This is a genomic window from Citrifermentans bemidjiense Bem, assembly GCF_000020725.1.
Lineage (GTDB): Bacteria > Desulfobacterota > Desulfuromonadia > Geobacterales > Geobacteraceae > Geomonas > Geomonas bemidjiensis.
Genome location: NC_011146.1, coordinates 1,106,743 through 1,122,500 on the forward strand (window position 1 = coordinate 1,106,743; position 15,758 = coordinate 1,122,500).

At 60.1% G+C, this 15,758-nt stretch carries 18 protein-coding genes (1 of these 18 running past the window's edge); all 18 read left to right on the plus strand.

The genetic code is table 11. The features are described from left to right. Window positions 1–1,308 (plus strand): preprotein translocase subunit SecY, encoded by a 1,308-nt coding sequence (secY, locus tag GBEM_RS04765; protein WP_012529386.1) that lies wholly within the window; start codon window positions 1–3, stop codon window positions 1,306–1,308. 9 nt (window positions 1,309–1,317) lie between these two features. Next, complete coding sequence (locus tag GBEM_RS04770) at window positions 1,318–1,962, plus strand: adenylate kinase (protein WP_012529387.1); 645 nt, start codon at window positions 1,318–1,320, stop codon at window positions 1,960–1,962. Between the two features lie 2 nt (window positions 1,963–1,964). Next, on the plus strand, window positions 1,965–2,711 hold the full coding sequence (gene map / locus GBEM_RS04775) for a type I methionyl aminopeptidase (RefSeq protein WP_012529388.1): 747 nt from the start codon (window positions 1,965–1,967) through the stop codon (window positions 2,709–2,711). Between the two features lie 32 nt (window positions 2,712–2,743). After that, the gene (rpmJ, locus tag GBEM_RS20610; protein ID WP_012529389.1) at window positions 2,744–2,857 is read left to right on the plus strand and encodes a 50S ribosomal protein L36; all 114 of its coding nucleotides are present in this window, start codon (window positions 2,744–2,746) and stop codon (window positions 2,855–2,857) included. 25 nt (window positions 2,858–2,882) lie between these two features. Next, on the plus strand, window positions 2,883–3,251 hold the full coding sequence (gene rpsM / locus GBEM_RS04780) for a 30S ribosomal protein S13 (RefSeq protein WP_012529390.1): 369 nt from the start codon (window positions 2,883–2,885) through the stop codon (window positions 3,249–3,251). 15 nt (window positions 3,252–3,266) lie between these two features. After that, window positions 3,267–3,662: a 30S ribosomal protein S11 gene (gene rpsK, locus GBEM_RS04785; RefSeq protein WP_012529391.1), complete on the plus strand. Its 396-nt coding sequence runs from the start codon at window positions 3,267–3,269 to the stop codon at window positions 3,660–3,662. Window positions 3,663–3,718: 56 nt separating this feature from the next. After that, window positions 3,719–4,345 (plus strand): 30S ribosomal protein S4, encoded by a 627-nt coding sequence (rpsD, locus tag GBEM_RS04790; protein ID WP_012529392.1) that lies wholly within the window; start codon window positions 3,719–3,721, stop codon window positions 4,343–4,345. Window positions 4,346–4,377: 32 nt separating this feature from the next. After that, window positions 4,378–5,397, plus strand: coding sequence for a DNA-directed RNA polymerase subunit alpha (locus GBEM_RS04795; RefSeq protein WP_012529393.1), 1,020 nt, complete (start codon window positions 4,378–4,380; stop codon window positions 5,395–5,397). Between the two features lie 42 nt (window positions 5,398–5,439). Next, window positions 5,440–5,931 (plus strand): 50S ribosomal protein L17, encoded by a 492-nt coding sequence (rplQ, locus tag GBEM_RS04800; protein WP_012529394.1) that lies wholly within the window; start codon window positions 5,440–5,442, stop codon window positions 5,929–5,931. Window positions 5,932–6,176: 245 nt separating this feature from the next. Continuing rightward, window positions 6,177–9,707, plus strand: coding sequence for a chromosome segregation protein SMC (smc, locus tag GBEM_RS04805; protein WP_012529395.1), 3,531 nt, complete (start codon window positions 6,177–6,179; stop codon window positions 9,705–9,707). Between the two features lie 56 nt (window positions 9,708–9,763). Then, window positions 9,764–10,123, plus strand: coding sequence for a roadblock/LC7 domain-containing protein (locus GBEM_RS04810; protein WP_012529396.1), 360 nt, complete (start codon window positions 9,764–9,766; stop codon window positions 10,121–10,123). Further along, window positions 10,123–11,352, plus strand: coding sequence for a signal recognition particle-docking protein FtsY (gene ftsY, locus GBEM_RS04815; protein ID WP_012529397.1), 1,230 nt, complete (start codon window positions 10,123–10,125; stop codon window positions 11,350–11,352). Before GBEM_RS04810 ends, ftsY begins: the two co-directional genes overlap by 1 nt. 55 nt (window positions 11,353–11,407) lie before the next feature. Further along, window positions 11,408–11,584: a hypothetical protein gene (locus GBEM_RS21415; protein ID WP_012529398.1), complete on the plus strand. Its 177-nt coding sequence runs from the start codon at window positions 11,408–11,410 to the stop codon at window positions 11,582–11,584. Between the two features lie 4 nt (window positions 11,585–11,588). Next, a complete protein-coding gene (locus GBEM_RS04820; protein ID WP_012529399.1) occupies window positions 11,589–11,870 on the plus strand; it encodes a cell division protein ZapA in 282 nt (93 codons plus the stop codon). A gap of 317 nt (window positions 11,871–12,187) precedes the next feature. After that, on the plus strand, window positions 12,188–12,763 hold the full coding sequence (locus GBEM_RS04825) for a 5-formyltetrahydrofolate cyclo-ligase (RefSeq protein ID WP_012529400.1): 576 nt from the start codon (window positions 12,188–12,190) through the stop codon (window positions 12,761–12,763). A gap of 8 nt (window positions 12,764–12,771) precedes the next feature. Next, a complete protein-coding gene (gene rny / locus GBEM_RS04830; RefSeq protein ID WP_026842555.1) occupies window positions 12,772–14,367 on the plus strand; it encodes a ribonuclease Y in 1,596 nt (531 codons plus the stop codon). Then, a complete protein-coding gene (locus GBEM_RS04835; RefSeq protein WP_012529402.1) occupies window positions 14,357–15,145 on the plus strand; it encodes a TIGR00282 family metallophosphoesterase in 789 nt (262 codons plus the stop codon). Before rny ends, GBEM_RS04835 begins: the two co-directional genes overlap by 11 nt. A 102-nt stretch (window positions 15,146–15,247) precedes the next feature. After that, window positions 15,248–15,758: the 5' portion of a tyrosine--tRNA ligase gene (gene tyrS, locus GBEM_RS04840; RefSeq protein WP_012529403.1), read on the plus strand. The gene runs 701 nt beyond the window's last position; only the first 511 of its 1,212 coding nucleotides appear in the window; its start codon is at window positions 15,248–15,250; its stop codon lies beyond the right edge, outside the window.

The following is a 15,758-nucleotide window of genomic DNA, read 5'->3' on the forward strand; positions in this document are numbered from 1 at the left end:
TTGATAGAAGCCTTCCAGAACATTTTCAAGATCCCCGAGCTTAAAAAGAAGGTTCTCTTTTCGCTGGCCATGCTGGCCGTCTACCGGATAGGGTGTCATATCCCTACCCCGGGCATCGACGCCCAGGCCCTCGCCCAGTTCTTCAAGGCTGCGCAGGGCACGCTGCTCGGTATGTTCGACATGTTTTCTGGCGGGGCTCTCGAGAAGCTCACCGTCTTCGCCCTCGGCATCATGCCGTATATCTCCTCCTCCATCATCTTCCAACTCCTCACCGTTGTGCTTCCGGCCGTGGAGAAGCTTTCCAAGGAAGGTGACGCTGGAAGGAAGAAGATCATCCAGTACACCCGCTACGGCACCATCGTGCTGGCGGTGGTTCAGGCGTTCGGCATCAGCATCGGCCTTGAGGCCATGCGCGGTCCGGCCGGCGAGCTGGTAGTTCCGAACCCCGGCTGGGGCTTCAGGCTGATGACGGTGATCACCCTCACGGCTGGCACCGCCTTCATCATGTGGCTCGGCGAGCAGATGTCTGAGAAGGGTATCGGCAACGGCATCTCCCTGATCATCTTCGCCGGCATCGTGGCCCGCATCCCGACCGCGATCGGCAACAGCTTCCGTCTGATCAAGACGGGCGAGCTCTCCCTGTTCGTGCTGCTCCTGATCGCCGCGGTGATGTTCGCGGTGATCGCGGCGGTGGTATTCATGGAGCGCGGCCAGCGCAGGATTCCGATCCACTACGCCAAGAGGGTGGTGGGGCTCAAGACCGTAGGCGCGCAGAGCTCGCACCTGCCGCTCAAGGTGAACATGGCCGGCGTCATCCCGCCGATCTTCGCCTCGTCGATCATCATGTTCCCGGCCACGGTGGGCAACTTCATCGACGTCCCCTGGGTGCAGGCGGCCTCCAAGCAGTTGGCCCCCGGAAAGTTGCTTTACGAGGTTTTATTTGTTGCCTTTATCGTCTTTTTCTGTTACTTCTACACGGCTGTGACTTTCAACCCGGTTGATGTCGCCGATAACGTCAAGAAACAGGGGGGGTATGTGCCCGGGATCCGTCCCGGTAAGGAGACCTCCGACTTCCTCGACGCGGTGCTGACCAAGTTGACCTTCGCCGGCGCCATTTACATCTCCGCGGTCTGCGTGCTTCCTTCGATTCTGATTGGGAAATTCAACCTCCCCTTCTATTTTGGCGGCACTTCCCTGCTGATCGCCGTCGGTGTCGGCATGGACACTCTGTCGCAGATAGAGGCGCACCTGATTACCCGAAGCTACGAAGGGTTCATGAAGGGCGTGCGCATCCAGGGCAGAAGGTAAGGGGTTATCATGAATCTCATCCTCCTCGGACCCCCGGGCGTCGGCAAGGGGACCCAGGCAAAACTTCTCATAGATAGATTTGGTATCCCGCAGATATCGACAGGTGATATACTGCGGGCTGCCGTTAAAGAGCTGACTCCCATGGGAGCCAAGGCCAAGGGATATATGGACTCCGGCGCGCTGGTTCCGGACGAAGTCGTGATCGGCATCGTCGAGGAGCGGCTGGCGCAGGCGGACTGCCAGAAGGGATTCATCCTGGACGGTTTCCCCCGCACGGTACCCCAGGCGGACGCATTGGGTCAGGTCCTCTCCGGCATGGGGAAGTCGATCGATCATGTGGTCTCGCTTTCGGTGGACAAGGGAGAGCTTCTGAAGCGGCTTACCGGGCGTCGCGCCTGTGCCAATTGCGGCGCCGGCTACCACGTCGACTTCGCCCCCTCCAAAGTGGCAGGCGTCTGCGATGCCTGCTCCGGCCAACTGGTCCAGCGTGAGGACGACAAGGAAGAAACCATCCTGAACCGCCTGGCGGTTTACGAAGCGCAGACCGCGCCTTTGATCGCCTACTATCAGGCGGCAGGGTTGCTCCGCTCCGTCGATGGCCTCGGGACCGTAGAAGGGGTCCAGTCGGGCATCCTCGCGGCGATACGGGCCTAGCGGTGATCGTACTAAAGTCCCCGGCTGAGATCGAGAAGATGGCGGCTGCCGGAAGGATCGTAGCGGAGATCCTGGCCGGGCTCAGGGAAAAAGTGGTGCCGGGGGTTACCCTGGCACAACTTGACGCATTCGCGGAGAGGGAAACGCTGAAGAGGAAGGCGAAGCCAGCCTTCAAGGGTTACAGCGGCTTCCCCTTTTCGCTTTGTTGCTCGGTGAACGAGCAGGTGGTTCATGGGTTTGCCACGCAGCGCGTCCTGGTCTCAGGCGACATCGTCAGTTTAGACTTCGGAGTCGTCTACGGCGGCTATTACGGCGATTCGGCGATCACGGTTCCGGTGGGCGAGATATCGCAGGCCGCGGCCAAGCTGATCAAGGTCACCGAGGAGTCGCTCTACAAGGCGATCGAGGTCGCTGACGCCTCGCACCGCCTCTCGGACGTCTCCCACGCGGTGCAGGCCTATGTCGAGGCGCGCGGCTTTTCCGTGGTGCGCGACTTTGTCGGGCACGGCATCGGCAAGGAACTGCACGAGGGGCCGCAGATCCCCAACTTCGGCGTTGCCGGAAAGGGGCCCAAGCTGAAGCCGGGCATGGTGCTCGCCATCGAGCCCATGATCAACGAAAAGGGATACGACGTGCGGGTGCTGGAGGACGGCTGGACCGCGGTCACCGCGGATGGCGGGCTCTCGGCGCACTTCGAGCACACGGTGGCAGTAACGGACAACGGTCCGTTGATACTTACACAAATTTAGAACAGCAATACGTCTTCAAAAGGAAGTGAACTATGAAGGTTCGGGCATCGGTTAAGAAGATCTGTGTTAAATGCAAAATAGTCAAGCGCAAGGGCATCGTCCGCGTTATCTGCGAGACTCCCAAGCATTCACAGAGACAGGGTTAAGAGTAACCATTAGGAGGAGCGGGCATTGGCACGTATCGCAGGGGTAGACTTACCCAGAAATAAGAGAATAGAGATCGCACTCACCTACATCTACGGCATCGGCAGATCTCTGTCCCAGGAAATTCTCACGGCAGCCGGTGTTGACATGAACACCCGTTGCGACAACCTGACCGAGGCGGAAGTCACCAAGATCAGGGAGTATATCGATAAGAACGTGAAGGTCGAAGGCGACCTGCGCCGCGACATTTCCATGAGCATAAAGCGTCTGATGGATCTCGGCTGCTACCGCGGCCTTCGTCACAGGAAAGGTCTTCCCTGCCGCGGACAGCGGACCAAGACCAATGCACGCACTCGCAAAGGGCCGGCTCGTACGGTCGCTGGCAAGAAGAAATAAGATTCTGGAGGGATAATGGCGAGCCCGGCTAAGAAGGTCGTTAAGAAGAAAAAAGAGAAGAAGAATATTCCCAACGGCGTCGCGCACATCCAGGCGACGTTCAACAATACCATGATCACCATCACCGACCCGGTCGGTAACGTGGTAGCCTGGTGCACCTCCGGTGCCAAGGGTTTCAAAGGGTCCAGGAAGAGCACGCCGTTCGCAGCGCAGATGGCTGCCGAGGACGCTGCCAAGAAGGCCCAGGAGCACGGTATGCGCAGCATCGAGGTGTACGTGAAGGGTCCCGGCTCAGGCCGCGAGTCCGCTCTGCGCGCGCTGCAGGCCGCCGGCTTCGCCGTCAGCTTCATCCGCGACGTCACGCCGATCCCGCACAACGGCTGCCGTCCCCCGAAGAGAAGAAGAGTCTAGGCTTCAATCAAGCCTGGAGTTACGGAACAATCAGTTAGGATCAAGGAGGTCTTCAATTGGCTAGGTATACAGGGCCCTCATGCAGGCTGTGCAGACGGGAAGGTTCGGAGCTATTTCTTAAAGGCGAGCGTTGCTACACCGACAAATGTGCCATTAAGAGAAGAAGCTATCCCCCGGGGCAGCACGGCCAGGGCCGCATAAAGGTATCAGATTACGGTGTTCAGCTGCGTGAAAAGCAGAAGGTGCGTCGCATCTACGGCATCCTCGAGAACCAGTTCCGCGGTTACTTCGAGACGGCCGACCGGATGAAAGGCGTGACGGGCGAGAACCTCCTCTTCATCCTGGAGAGAAGGCTCGACAACGTAGCTTACCGCCTTGGCTTCGCAACCTCGCGCGACGAGGCACGCCAGCTGGTACGTCACGGACACTTCACCCTGAATGGCAAGAAGGTCAACATTCCTTCCCTTCAGGTGAAGGCAGGCGATGTCCTGCAACTGCGCGAGAAGAGCCGCAAAGTTGCCGCCATCTCCGAATCTCTCGAAGGCGTAGTACGCAGGGGTATCCCGCAATGGCTTGAACTGGAAAAGGATGCGTTCAAAGGCACCGTCAAGGCTATGCCGGTACGCGAGGACATCACCATGCCGATTCAGGAACAGTTAATTGTCGAGCTCTACTCCAAGTAAAGGCTGACTACAACCGATACAGGGGGATCTAAATGTATAGAAACTGGCGCGATCTGATCAGACCTAAGAAGCTCCAGGTTGAGACGGAATCGCTCACAAATACATACGGGAAGTTCTTTGCCGAACCCTTCGAAAGAGGCTTCGGCACCACCCTGGGAACGGGTCTGCGTCGGGTCCTCATCTCGAGCCTGCAGGGGGCGGCCATCGTCTCCGTGAAAGCGAAGGGCGTACTGCACGAGTTCTCCGCAGTCCCGGGCGTCACCGAGGACATGACGGACATCATCCTGAACCTCAAGGGTGTGCGCCTCAAGGTGCACGGCAACGAGTCCAGGATGATCAGGATCGTCCAGAAGGGCGAAGGGGTGGTCAAGGCCAAGGACATCATCACGGACAACAACGTGGAGATCCTGAACCCCGAGCACCACATCGCGACCTGCTCCAAGGACGCTAACCTCGAGATGGACCTCATGGTGAAAGTCGGCAAAGGGTACGTCCCCGCTGACCGCAACCGCGACGAGAAGGCGCCGGTAGGGACCATCCCCATCGACGCGATTTTCTCCCCGGTCCACAAGGTTAACTTCACCGTAACCAACGCTCGCGTAGGTCAGATCACCGACTACGACAAGCTCACCATCGAGGTCTGGACCGACGGCAGCGTGAAGCCGCAGGATGCCGTGGCCTACGCTTCCAAGATCCTCAAGGACCAGCTTTCCATCTTCATCAACTTCGATGAGGACGTGGAGCCCCAGGAGGAGGCGGAGCCGGAGGAGGAGCGCGAGCGTTTCAACGAGAACCTGTACCGTTCGGTGGACGAGCTGGAACTCTCGGTTCGCTCCGCGAACTGCCTGAAGAACGCGGGGATCAAGCTGATCGGCGAACTCGTTTCCAGAAGCGAGGCCGAGATGCTGAAAACCCAGAACTTTGGCAGGAAATCTCTGAACGAAATCAAGGACATCCTCGTCGACATGGGCCTCACCCTCGGCATGAAACTGGATAACTTCCCGGATCCCGAGATCATGAGACGCCTGCGCGGCGAGCAGAAAGAAGAATAGTCCTCAAGACTTTATTTATAGATAGAAAGGAAGTGAAAAGATATGCGTCACAATAGCGCGGGTAGAAGATTAGGCAGGACCACGAGCCACAGGATCGCCATGTTCAGGAATATGGTGACATCCTTTCTCCAGCACGAAAAGATCACCACGACCGACGCCAAGGCGAAAGAGCTTCGCTCCATCGCCGAGAAGATGATCACCCTGGGCAAAAGGGGTGACCTTCACGCGACCAGGCAGGCAGCCGCCTACATCCGCGATAAGAAAGTCGTGACCAAGCTTTTCACCGAGATCGCTCCGCGTTACACCGAGCGTCCGGGCGGCTACACCAGGATCATTAAGCTCGGCATCCGTCCGGGTGACAATGCTCCGGTGTCGGTGCTCGAACTGGTGGAAGCCGAGATGAAATCGAAGAAAGCAGCCGCCAAGGCGGCCAAGGCGCCTAAGGCCGCCAAGGCAGCTCCGGTTGCCGCTGCTCCGGCAGAAGAAGCACCGGTAGCCGAGGCTCCGGCAGCAGAAGAAACCACCGAGGCGTAAGCCCCAGGTGGTACTGAAACATGAAAGGGGCGCGGGAAACCGCGCCCCTTTTCGTGTAGGCGGCGTACAGCCGTTTTCCCTCTCCTGAGGGTCGATCACCCCAGATCCAAAACCTTCTCCCTTTGGGTTTGTCCCTGCTCTATCCCTTCCATCCCCTTCATCCCTGTTAAATGCCTTTGCTCAGGCGCCATCCCCCCATCTTATCCTTTACATTAAAACCACCTCTCTGATAATATGCCCAGTTCATGAAGATCAAGAGACTGGAAATACACGGCTTCAAATCCTTTCAGGACAAGGCTGTCCTGGACTTCAACCAGCCGATAACCGGGGTAGTCGGCCCCAACGGCTGCGGCAAGTCCAACGTCGTCGACGCCATCCGTTGGGTCATGGGGGAGCAGTCCGCCAAGAACCTGCGCGGCAAGTCGATGGAGGACATCATCTTCGGCGGCACCGAGTTCAGGAAACCGCTCGGCATGGCGGAGGTTTCCCTGTTCTTTTCCACCGAGGACGGCCGCGTCCCCGCGAAATACCTCAACTTTTCCGAGATCCAGGTCACCCGTCGCCTCTACCGTGACGGCGACAGCGATTACCTGCTGAACAAGACCCCCTGCCGGCTTTTGGACATCGCCGAGCTCTTCATGGACACCGGTATCGGCGCCAAGGCCTACTCGATCATCGAGCAGGGGAAGATCGGGATGATCCTGCACGCCAAGCCCGAGGAGCGCCGCTTCCTGATCGAAGAAGCCGCAGGTGTCACCAAGTTCAAGGCGCGCAAGGTCGTCGCCATGAAGAAGATGGAGGCGACCCGCCAGAACCTGCTGCGCTTAGGCGATATCATCTCCGAGATCAAACGCCAGATGAACGGTCTGCAGCGCCAGGCGAAGAAGGCCGAGCGCTTCAGGGAGATACGGCTCGAATTGAAGGAGATCGAGCTGCTTTTCGCCGCCAAGGGGTACGGCTCGGTGCAGAAGGAGCGGCAGGGGCTGGAGCGCGAGATCGCGGAACTCGAGTCCAAGCTGGTCGACATAACCGCCCGGCTCAACGAGGCAGAGCTTTCCATTGAAGGGAAGCGGATAACCCTGCTGGAGACCGAGCGCGCGCTGACCGCCGCCCAGGAGGAGATCTTCCGCTGGAAGAGCGAGCTGCAGGGTGGGGAGAACAAGCTTGAATTCCAGCGGCGGGAGCTTGCCAACCAGGAGCGCCACGGCGCGCGGTTCGAGGAGGAACTCCAGGGGCTCAGGGACCAGCTGGCTGCCTCCGAGCGTGAACTCGTCTCGCTTGAGACCCAGCAGGCATCGTTTCTTGAAGAGCACGCGCGCGAGAGCGAGGCGCTAGAGCACCGGGAGGCGCTGCTGGAGGAAATGGCGGCGAGCGAGGCGGGTGTTACCCGTGAACTCGACGAGGCGCGCCGCGCAATGTTCGCGGCACTTTCCGAGGGGGCGCAGGCGAACAACCAGCATGCCGCTGCCGTCAAAAGGCTCGCCTCCGTCGACGAGCGCCTGCAGGCAAGTAAACGGGAGCGCGTGCTCCTCGGGGAGCGCCTCTTCGAGTCGAACGGGAAGGTGGACGCGCTCAAGGCCGAGCGCGAACAGTTGGCCCGGGAAAAAGAACTGCTGGACGAGGAACTGACGCTTGCCGGAAGCCGCGAGGCGGAACTCAAACAGGCGCAGGAGGCGGGGGACAAGCTGCTGCAACAGCTGCGCGACCAGCTCTCCTCCGCGTCGTCGAGGCTCAAATCGCTGCAGGAACTGGAGGCCCAGTTCGCCGGGTACGGGCAGGGGGTGAAGAACCTGCTCCTGGCCGACTCGTTCAAGGGGGCATCCCTTACCATGCTGGCCGATGCCATTGAGGTCGAGGAGGAGTTCGAGGTGGCGCTCGAATCGGTGCTGGGTGAGCGTCTGCAGTACCTTCTCTGCGGCTCGCCGGACCTGGCTCTCGACGCGGTCCGGCACCTCAAGGGGAACTCCGGCGGGCGCTGCAGTTTCATCACCGCCCCACCCTGGCATCACCCAGGTGCAACGCCTTCCGGCGCCGCGCCACTTTTGGAGCGGGTCACCGTCCCCGCAAAGCACGCGCAGCTGGTCGAGCCGCTGCTGTCGGGCGCTTATCTCGCGCGTGACCTTGCGCACGCATTGGAACTTGCAGCCTCCTTCCCCCACGCTACCTTCGTCACGGTCGACGGTGACCTGGTCCACGGCGGCGGCATCCTGAACGGGGGCTCCGCCGAACCCGCGCAGCAGGGGATCATCCACAAAAAGCGCGAGATCAAGGGGCTAGGAGCCGACGTGGAGCGCCTCACCGGCGAGGTGCAGCAGCTCGCGACGGCCCGAGAAACCAGAAGGGTCGAGATCGCCGAGGCCGAGGCGCACCGGGTCGAACTGCGCCAGTCGCTGCATCGCCTGGAGATCAGGGTGCTAAACGCGGAAAAGGATCTCCAGTCCGCCCAGGCCGAGTGCCGCAGGCTCGAGGAGAATGCCGCCGTCCGCGAAATGGAGGAGGAGCAGCTCTCCGAAGAGCAGGACCTGGTCGCCAAAGAAATCTCCCAGGCGGAAAACCGGCGGGGCGAAGCCGAAGAGCGCAAGCTGGCCCTGGAGAAGAACGTCGAGGCGCTGCAGGGACGCCTGGAAGGATCTCGTTTCGAGATGGAAGAGGCGCGCGAGATGGTCACCTCCCTCAAGGTGCGGGTCGCCGCGCTCAAGGAGAAGGGGGAGTCGACCCAGCGCGCTTACCAGCGCGTGGAGGCGCTTTGCGCCGACCTTGCCAGCCGGATCTCCTCCCGCGGCAACGAGCTTGAGGGCTCGGGCGCCGAGCGCACCCGCCTGATTGACGCCATCGCAGCCGGCGAGGAGGCGCTGCGCGACATAGTGAAGCAGCAGCTTCGAAGCGAGCAGGCGCTCCTCCTGGTGAAGGAGCGCTACGAGACCGAGGCGGCAACAGTGCAGGAGGAGGAGCTGCGCCTGAAGGGGACCCGCAGCGAGGCGTCGCTTTTGCGGGACCAGCTAAACGCCAAGAGCATGCGGCTCACCGAGGTCAGCATGCGGCTCTCCCACCTGGAGGAGACTCTACGCGAGAAGCACCGCATGGAGATCGCGGACGCCCTTTTGAACTACTCCAAGGTGGAGTGGGACGAGGAGGAGCGCGCCGTGCGCCAGGCCGAGCTGCAAAAGGCGATCAACGAGATGGGCGAGGTTAACCTGATGGCGATCGAGGAGTTCAAGGAGATGGAGGAGCGCTTCTCCTTCCTTTCCAGCCAAAAGGACGATCTGGAAGAGTCGATGAACGCCCTGCAGAAGGCCATCCAGCGCATCAACCGCACCACGCGCAAACGCTTCCTCGAAACCTTCCAGATGGTGAACGAGAAGTTCCAAACCATCTTCCCGAGGCTCTTTTGCGGCGGCCACGCAGAGCTACGCCTGACCGACGAGGAGGACCTGCTCAATACGGGGCTCGACATCGTGGTCCAGCCTCCGGGCAAGAAGCTGCAGAACGTGTCGCTTCTCTCCGGCGGCGAAAAGGCGCTCACCGCCGTCGCGCTGATCTTCTCCATCTTCCTGATCAAGCCCTCGCCCTTCTGTCTGCTGGACGAGGTAGATGCGCCGCTGGACGATGCCAACATCGGCAGGTTCAACGACATGGTGCGCGAGATGAGCGCCAACTCGCAGTTCATCATCATCACCCACAACCGCGCCACCATGGCAGTAGCCGATACCCTCTACGGGGTCACTATGGAGGAGCCGGGCGTCTCGAAGCTGGTATCGGTACGGCTCAACCGTTAGCTGCCCCTTCATGGGGCGCCGGACCTACCTTATCTTATTTAACCTAGGAGCTTGACGTGCCGTTCAAGAAACTGCTGACTTCACTGGTCGAGGCTGTGCCGGGTGCTAGTGGGGCTATCCTCGCGGATTGGGAAGGGGAGGCCGTGGAGCAGCACACCCATGGCGACGCTTTCGAGATCAAGGTGGCTGCCGCTCACTGGGGCATCTTGCTGGCTCATTTCAAGGAGCTGCACCATAAGTACGAGACCGGGCCGGTGCAGCAAAGCGTGATAACGACGGACCAGCAGCACGTGATCGTCGGGGCGGTGGGTGACGATTATTCCCTGGTCATGACCATGAACAAAAACGCACTGCCGCTCCTGGCGCTCAACAAGTTCCGGGAGACCGCGGCGCTTTTGCATAAGGAGATCTATTGATGGCCGAGGACAACAGGGGCTTTTTCAAGGGACTGCTGAAGAAACTCGGTGTGGGGTCCGCAGAGGAACCCGTTCCCGCTGATGAGGACGCGAAACAAGAAGGCGGGTCCGGCCAGGCGTCGACGGCCGAGGAGCAGCAGGTCCCGGTACAGCCGCAGCAGCAGGAGCAGGCAGCACCGGTTGCGCCGCCCGAGCCCCCCGCACCGGCGGAGCCGGCACGCACCCCATGGGTCGAGCCCTCTGCGCCGGCGTCGCGCCCTGCGTGGCATGAACCTGCCGTCGCGGTGCCGCCCCCCCCCGAGCCCGAGGCCGCCAAGCCCAGCTTCTTCGAGCGCCTGAAAAAAAGCCTGAGCAAGACCCACGAGAGCATCGTCGGCCGGGTGGACACGCTGCTTTTAGGCAAGAAGCAGATCGATACGGACACCCTTGAGGAGCTCGAGGAGATCCTGATTACGGCCGACCTCGGGGTGAAGACCACCGTGGATCTGATCCGGACCCTGGAGCAGCGGCTGAAGAGGGACGAACTGCAGGACGGCGAGGCTCTGAAGAAAGCGCTGAAGGAGGAAATCCAACTGCGCCTGATGGCCCATGCCGCGCCCCTTGTGGTGACCGACAAGAAACCGTTCGTGATCCTGGTGATAGGCGTGAACGGCGTCGGCAAGACCACGACCATCGGGAAGCTTGCTGCCCGCTACGCTGGGGAGGGGAAGAAGGTTCTCCTGGCCGCAGCTGACACTTTCCGTGCTGCTGCCGCCGAACAGCTTGAGCTGTGGTCGCAGCGCGTCGGCGCCGACATCGTGCGCCACAAGGAGGGGGCGGATCCCTCCGCCGTCGTCTTTGACGCCTGCAAGGCGGCCGTTGCGCGCGGCACCGATGTCCTCATCATCGACACGGCGGGAAGGATGCACACCAAGGTGAACCTCATGGAGGAGATGAAGAAGATCCGCCGGGTGCTCACCCGCGAGATCCCCGACGCCCCGCACGAGACTCTTTTGGTGCTGGACGCGGCCACAGGCCAGAACGCCCTGTCCCAGGCGAAGCTTTTCAAGGAGGCCGCTTTCGTCTCCGGCGTGGTTCTCACCAAACTCGACGGCAGCGCCAAGGGTGGAGTTGTGGTGGCGGTGAGTAATGAGTACGCGCTTCCGGTTCGATTCATTGGCGTGGGGGAGTCGGTCGATGACCTCCGGGAGTTCGATCCGGCCCAGTTCGTGGAGGCTCTTTTCCAATAATTGCCTTGACTTTTGAGTACTTATTGCATAAGATTTCGCCGCAAAAGGTGCAATAATGAGTAACGACTTGTTTGATGAGCTGGAGGGCCGGGTAGTTTCTCTAATGAATGTCGTCGCCGAGCTGAAACTCGAAAACGTCAGGCTGAAAGAGGAGAACGTCAGGCTTTGCGAAGAGCGGGCGGGATTCAAATCCCGAATCGATTCCATTCTCAAGAAGTTGGAAGGGGTCTGACAGCTTGATCTCGACACACAGCATAAGGGTTCTGGGGAGGGATCTCCAGGTAAAGAGCGTTTCGTCCCCCGAGCATGTGGCGCAGGTCGAGGCCCTCGTTAATGATAAATTAGCTGAAGCGGAAGCCGCAATAAGTGGCGGCGACACCCAGGTGGTCGTGATCCTGGCCTTAATGAACCTGGCCGAGGGCCTGTTGGGCGCTCAGAAAGAGTTGGCTGAAGAGCGACATAACTGCAGTGAGCGGATCGCCGGGCTCATCGGACGTTTGAACCGGCAGCAGGTTTAGAGTTTCAGGTCTCTTGCGGGAGATTCAACATATAGCAGATCGGTTGTACGGTTGCACGGCTTTGCCAGAACCTGCGCGGGGTCCCATTTTCCCTGCCCCGTGTTTGTTGATAGTAGCCTAAAGACGTTTAGCAGCATGTCCTGGGGTTAATGGCTGCATTATATACAAGTTCAATGGCGCCTCACTTGAACGCGGCCCTTTCTATCGTACCTGTCAACGCAGCACCCGTTACACCATCCGCGTCCCCCACCAAGAGTACCTGTCTTTAGGACGGCCCCTGCCGTCTGCCTTTCTGCACCTGTCACGGATAAGAAAAGATGCCCAAACGCAGCCTTAGAGCCGCGACCCTCGCCCGCAGGCGGGAGTTGACGCGGCAGCAGGTGGCGAGCCTGAGCTTCGCCTTGCACCAGCGCTTCTTTGGACTCCCGGAGTTCCAATCCGCCAAGGTGCTGGCGCTTTATGCTCCCATCCATCATGAGGTTGAGACTGACGCCGTTGCCATGGCGGCACTTAACTCCGGGAAGACGCTGCTTTACCCGGCTGTCGTCGGCAACGATCTGGAGTTTCGCAGGGTCTGCGGGCTGGACCGGTTGGTTCCCGGCAAGTTCGGGATACTGGAGCCACAGGGAGACGCGGTCGATCCTGCTGGCGCCGACCTTATCGTGGTCCCCGGTGTCGCCTTCGACCTCTGCGGCAGGCGGATCGGCTACGGCAAGGGGTATTACGACCGGTCGCTGCACCGTTTGGAAAGAAGCGGCAGGCTGGCGGCGTTTAGTTACGATTTTCAGCTGGTTGAAGAGATAGCCGGCGAACCGCACGATGTGACGATGGACTTGATCGTCACCGAGCTTCGGGTGGTTCGCGTTAATAAAAATATATGTGAGGGGGAATAACAGTGAGTATTGACATTACGATAACCATAATCCTCGTGCTCGTGGCGGCCGGTATCGGTTACGCGATAGGGAACGTGCTGCGCAAAAAACTCTCCAACTCCCTGGTGACCGACGCCGAGACGCTGGCCGCCAAGATGATCGAGGACGCCAAGCGGCAGACTGAAGTTATGGCCATGGAGGCCGCCGTTCAGGCAAAAGACGCGGTGTACCAGGCAAAAGAAGAGCTGGAGAAACAGTTCGAACAGGAAACACGCGAAAAACGCCGGGATCTTCAGGCTCTGGAGAAGAGGCTGCAGCAAAAAGAAGAAAATCTCGACAAGAAGACCAACCTTTTTGACCAGCGTGACGCGGATTTCCTGAAACGGGAGCAGGCGCTGGCCGTTCGCGAGCAGTCCCTGGTTACCAAAGAGCAGACGCTCGGGCAGAAGGAGGAAAAGCTCGACGCACTGGTCGGCGAGCAGAAGGCGAAGCTGGAGCAGATCGCCGGCATGACCTCCGCCGAAGCGAAGAAGTTCCTCATGGACTCAATGGAGGACGAGGCAAAACTCGACGTCGCCAAGCTGATCAAGGCGATGGAAGAAGAAGCAAGAGAGACCGCGGATAAGAAGGCGAAGGAGATTCTGGCCCTCGCCATGCAGCGCTACGCTGGCGAGTACGTCGCCGAGCGGAGCGTCTCCGTCGTGACCCTTCCCTCCGACGAGATGAAGGGGCGCATCATCGGCCGCGAAGGACGCAACATCAGAGCCCTTGAGGCTGCCACCGGCATCGACCTTATCATCGACGATACCCCTGAAGCGGTCATCCTTTCCGGGTTCAATCCGGTAAGAAGGGAAGTCGCCAAGCTGTCGCTGCAGAAACTGATCGCCGACGGCAGGATCCATCCGGGGCGCATCGAAGAGGTCGTTGCCAAGTCTCAGGAGGAAATAGAGCAGGCGATGAAGGAAGCCGGCGAGCAGGCTGCCTTCGACCTGGGCGTGCACGGCATTCACCCCGAGATCCTCAAGCTGATCGGCAGGCTCAAATACCGCACCTCCTACAGCCAGAACGTCTACCAGCACTCGCTGGAAGTAGCCTTCCTCTGCGGCATCATGGCCGCCGAACTCGGCATCAACGTGAAGCAGGCCAAGAGGGCCGGCCTTCTGCACGACCTCGGCAAGGCCGTCGACCACGAGATCGAAGGCTCCCACGCCGTCATCGGCGCCGACATCGCCAAAAAGTACGGCGAGTCCCCGAAGATCGTGCACGCCATCATGGCGCACCACGAGGACGAGAAGCCGGCGACGGTGCTCGCCGTCCTGGTGCAGGCAGCGGACGCGCTCTCCGGAGCCCGCCCCGGCGCCCGCCGCGAAATGATGGAGACCTACGTGAAGCGTCTGGACGACCTGGAGAGGATCGCCACCTCGTTCGACGGCGTCCTGACCTCCTTCGCCATCCAGGCAGGCCGCGAGATCCGCGTCATGGTTTCCAGCGAGCAGGTGACCGACGACCGTGCGCTGGTCTTGGCCAAGGACATCGCCAAGAAAATCGAGACCGAGATGACCTACCCGGGACAGATCAAGGTGAACGTGATCAGGGAAACCAGGGCCACCGAATATGCCCGTTAAGCTTCTCTTTATCGGTGACGTCATCGGGAAGCCGGGGCGCGAGGCCCTCTCCCGTGAGTTGCACCGGATCGTAGACCGCCACATGGTCGACCTGGTCATTGCCAACGGCGAGAACGCGGCAGGCGGGTTCGGGCTGACCGAGGAAACCGCTCAGGACATGTTCAAGTGCGGCGTCCAGATGATCACCTCCGGAAACCACATCTGGGACAAGAAGGACGCGCTCGAGTACATCAAGAGGGAAGAGCGGATCGTGCGCCCCGCGAACTATCCGGAGGGGACCCCCGGCCGTGGTACTACCATAGTCAAGACCCCGGGCGGAGTGAAGGTCGGCATCCTGAATCTGGAAGGTCGCGTTTTCATGAACAACCTCGACTGTCCCTTCCGCTGTGCCGATCGCGAGATAGCGAAGCTGAAGGAAGAGACGCCGGTCATCCTGGTGGATTTTCACGCCGAGGCGACCAGCGAGAAGGTTTCCCTTGGCTGGTACCTCGACGGTCGCGTCTCAGCCGTCATCGGCACCCACACCCATGTGCAGACCGCGGACGAGCGCATCCTTACCGCCGGAACCGCCTACATGACCGACGCCGGCATGACTGGTGCGTTCGATTCGGTAATCGGCGTGAAAAAGGAAGAGGCCATCCTGAAATTCGTGAGCCAGCGTCCGTCGAAATTCGAGGTGGCGAAAAAGGATATACGCATCAACGCGGTCGCCATCGAAGTAGACGAGATGACCGGCTTGGCCTTGGGTATCGAGAGAATCAACATCGCCTGCGGGTAGATGCATCAATCCCTCTCTTGAATACGCGGCTGACGCGTCCCGTCGCCCGGCGGGAGAGGGACAGGGTGAGGGCATTTTTGAAATAAATCTGGAGGGAAAGTGATGACCGTTGCAGAGCAGATGGAAATAATCAAGAGGGGAGCCGTAGAGATTCTGGTGGAGAAAGAGCTGGTTGAAAAGCTCGAGAAATCCGTCAAGACCGGCGTGCCGCTCAAGATAAAGGCCGGTTTCGATCCGACCGCGCCCGATTTGCATCTGGGGCACACCGTGCTGTTGCACAAGATGCGTCAGTTCCAGAAGCTTGGCCACGAAGTCCACTTCCTGATCGGCGACTTCACAGGCATGATCGGCGACCCCACCGGCAAGTCCGAAACCCGCAAGGTGTTGACCCGCGAGGACGTGTTGAAGAACGCCGAGACCTACAAGGAGCAGGTCTTCAAGATCCTCGATCCCAAGCTCACCAAGGTGGTCTTCAACTCCGAATGGTTAGGCAAGCTCTCCGCGTCCGACATGATCGGACTCGCCTCCAAGTACACCGTCGCCCGGATGCTCGAGCGCGAAGATTTCAGCAACCGTTTTTCCAACCAGCTTCCCATCAGCATCCACGAATTCA

What these genes read in the sequence shown, in the direction of transcription:
- GBEM_RS04770 (WP_012529387.1), top strand. Translation starts at nt 1,318, where the DNA reads ATGAATCTCATCCTCCTCGGACCCCCGGGCGTCGGCAAGGGGACCCAG.
- GBEM_RS04835 (WP_012529402.1), top strand. Translation starts at nt 14,357, where the DNA reads ATGCCCGTTAAGCTTCTCTTTATCGGTGACGTCATCGGGAAGCCGGGG.
- GBEM_RS04795 (WP_012529393.1), top strand. Translation starts at nt 4,378, where the DNA reads ATGTATAGAAACTGGCGCGATCTGATCAGACCTAAGAAGCTCCAGGTT.
- ftsY (WP_012529397.1), top strand. Translation starts at nt 10,123, where the DNA reads ATGGCCGAGGACAACAGGGGCTTTTTCAAGGGACTGCTGAAGAAACTC.
- GBEM_RS21415 (WP_012529398.1), top strand. Translation starts at nt 11,408, where the DNA reads ATGAGTAACGACTTGTTTGATGAGCTGGAGGGCCGGGTAGTTTCTCTA.
- rplQ (WP_012529394.1), top strand. Translation starts at nt 5,440, where the DNA reads ATGCGTCACAATAGCGCGGGTAGAAGATTAGGCAGGACCACGAGCCAC.
- rpsK (WP_012529391.1), top strand. Translation starts at nt 3,267, where the DNA reads ATGGCGAGCCCGGCTAAGAAGGTCGTTAAGAAGAAAAAAGAGAAGAAG.
- GBEM_RS04825 (WP_012529400.1), top strand. Translation starts at nt 12,188, where the DNA reads ATGCCCAAACGCAGCCTTAGAGCCGCGACCCTCGCCCGCAGGCGGGAG.
- smc (WP_012529395.1), top strand. Translation starts at nt 6,177, where the DNA reads ATGAAGATCAAGAGACTGGAAATACACGGCTTCAAATCCTTTCAGGAC.
- rpmJ (WP_012529389.1), top strand. Translation starts at nt 2,744, where the DNA reads ATGAAGGTTCGGGCATCGGTTAAGAAGATCTGTGTTAAATGCAAAATA.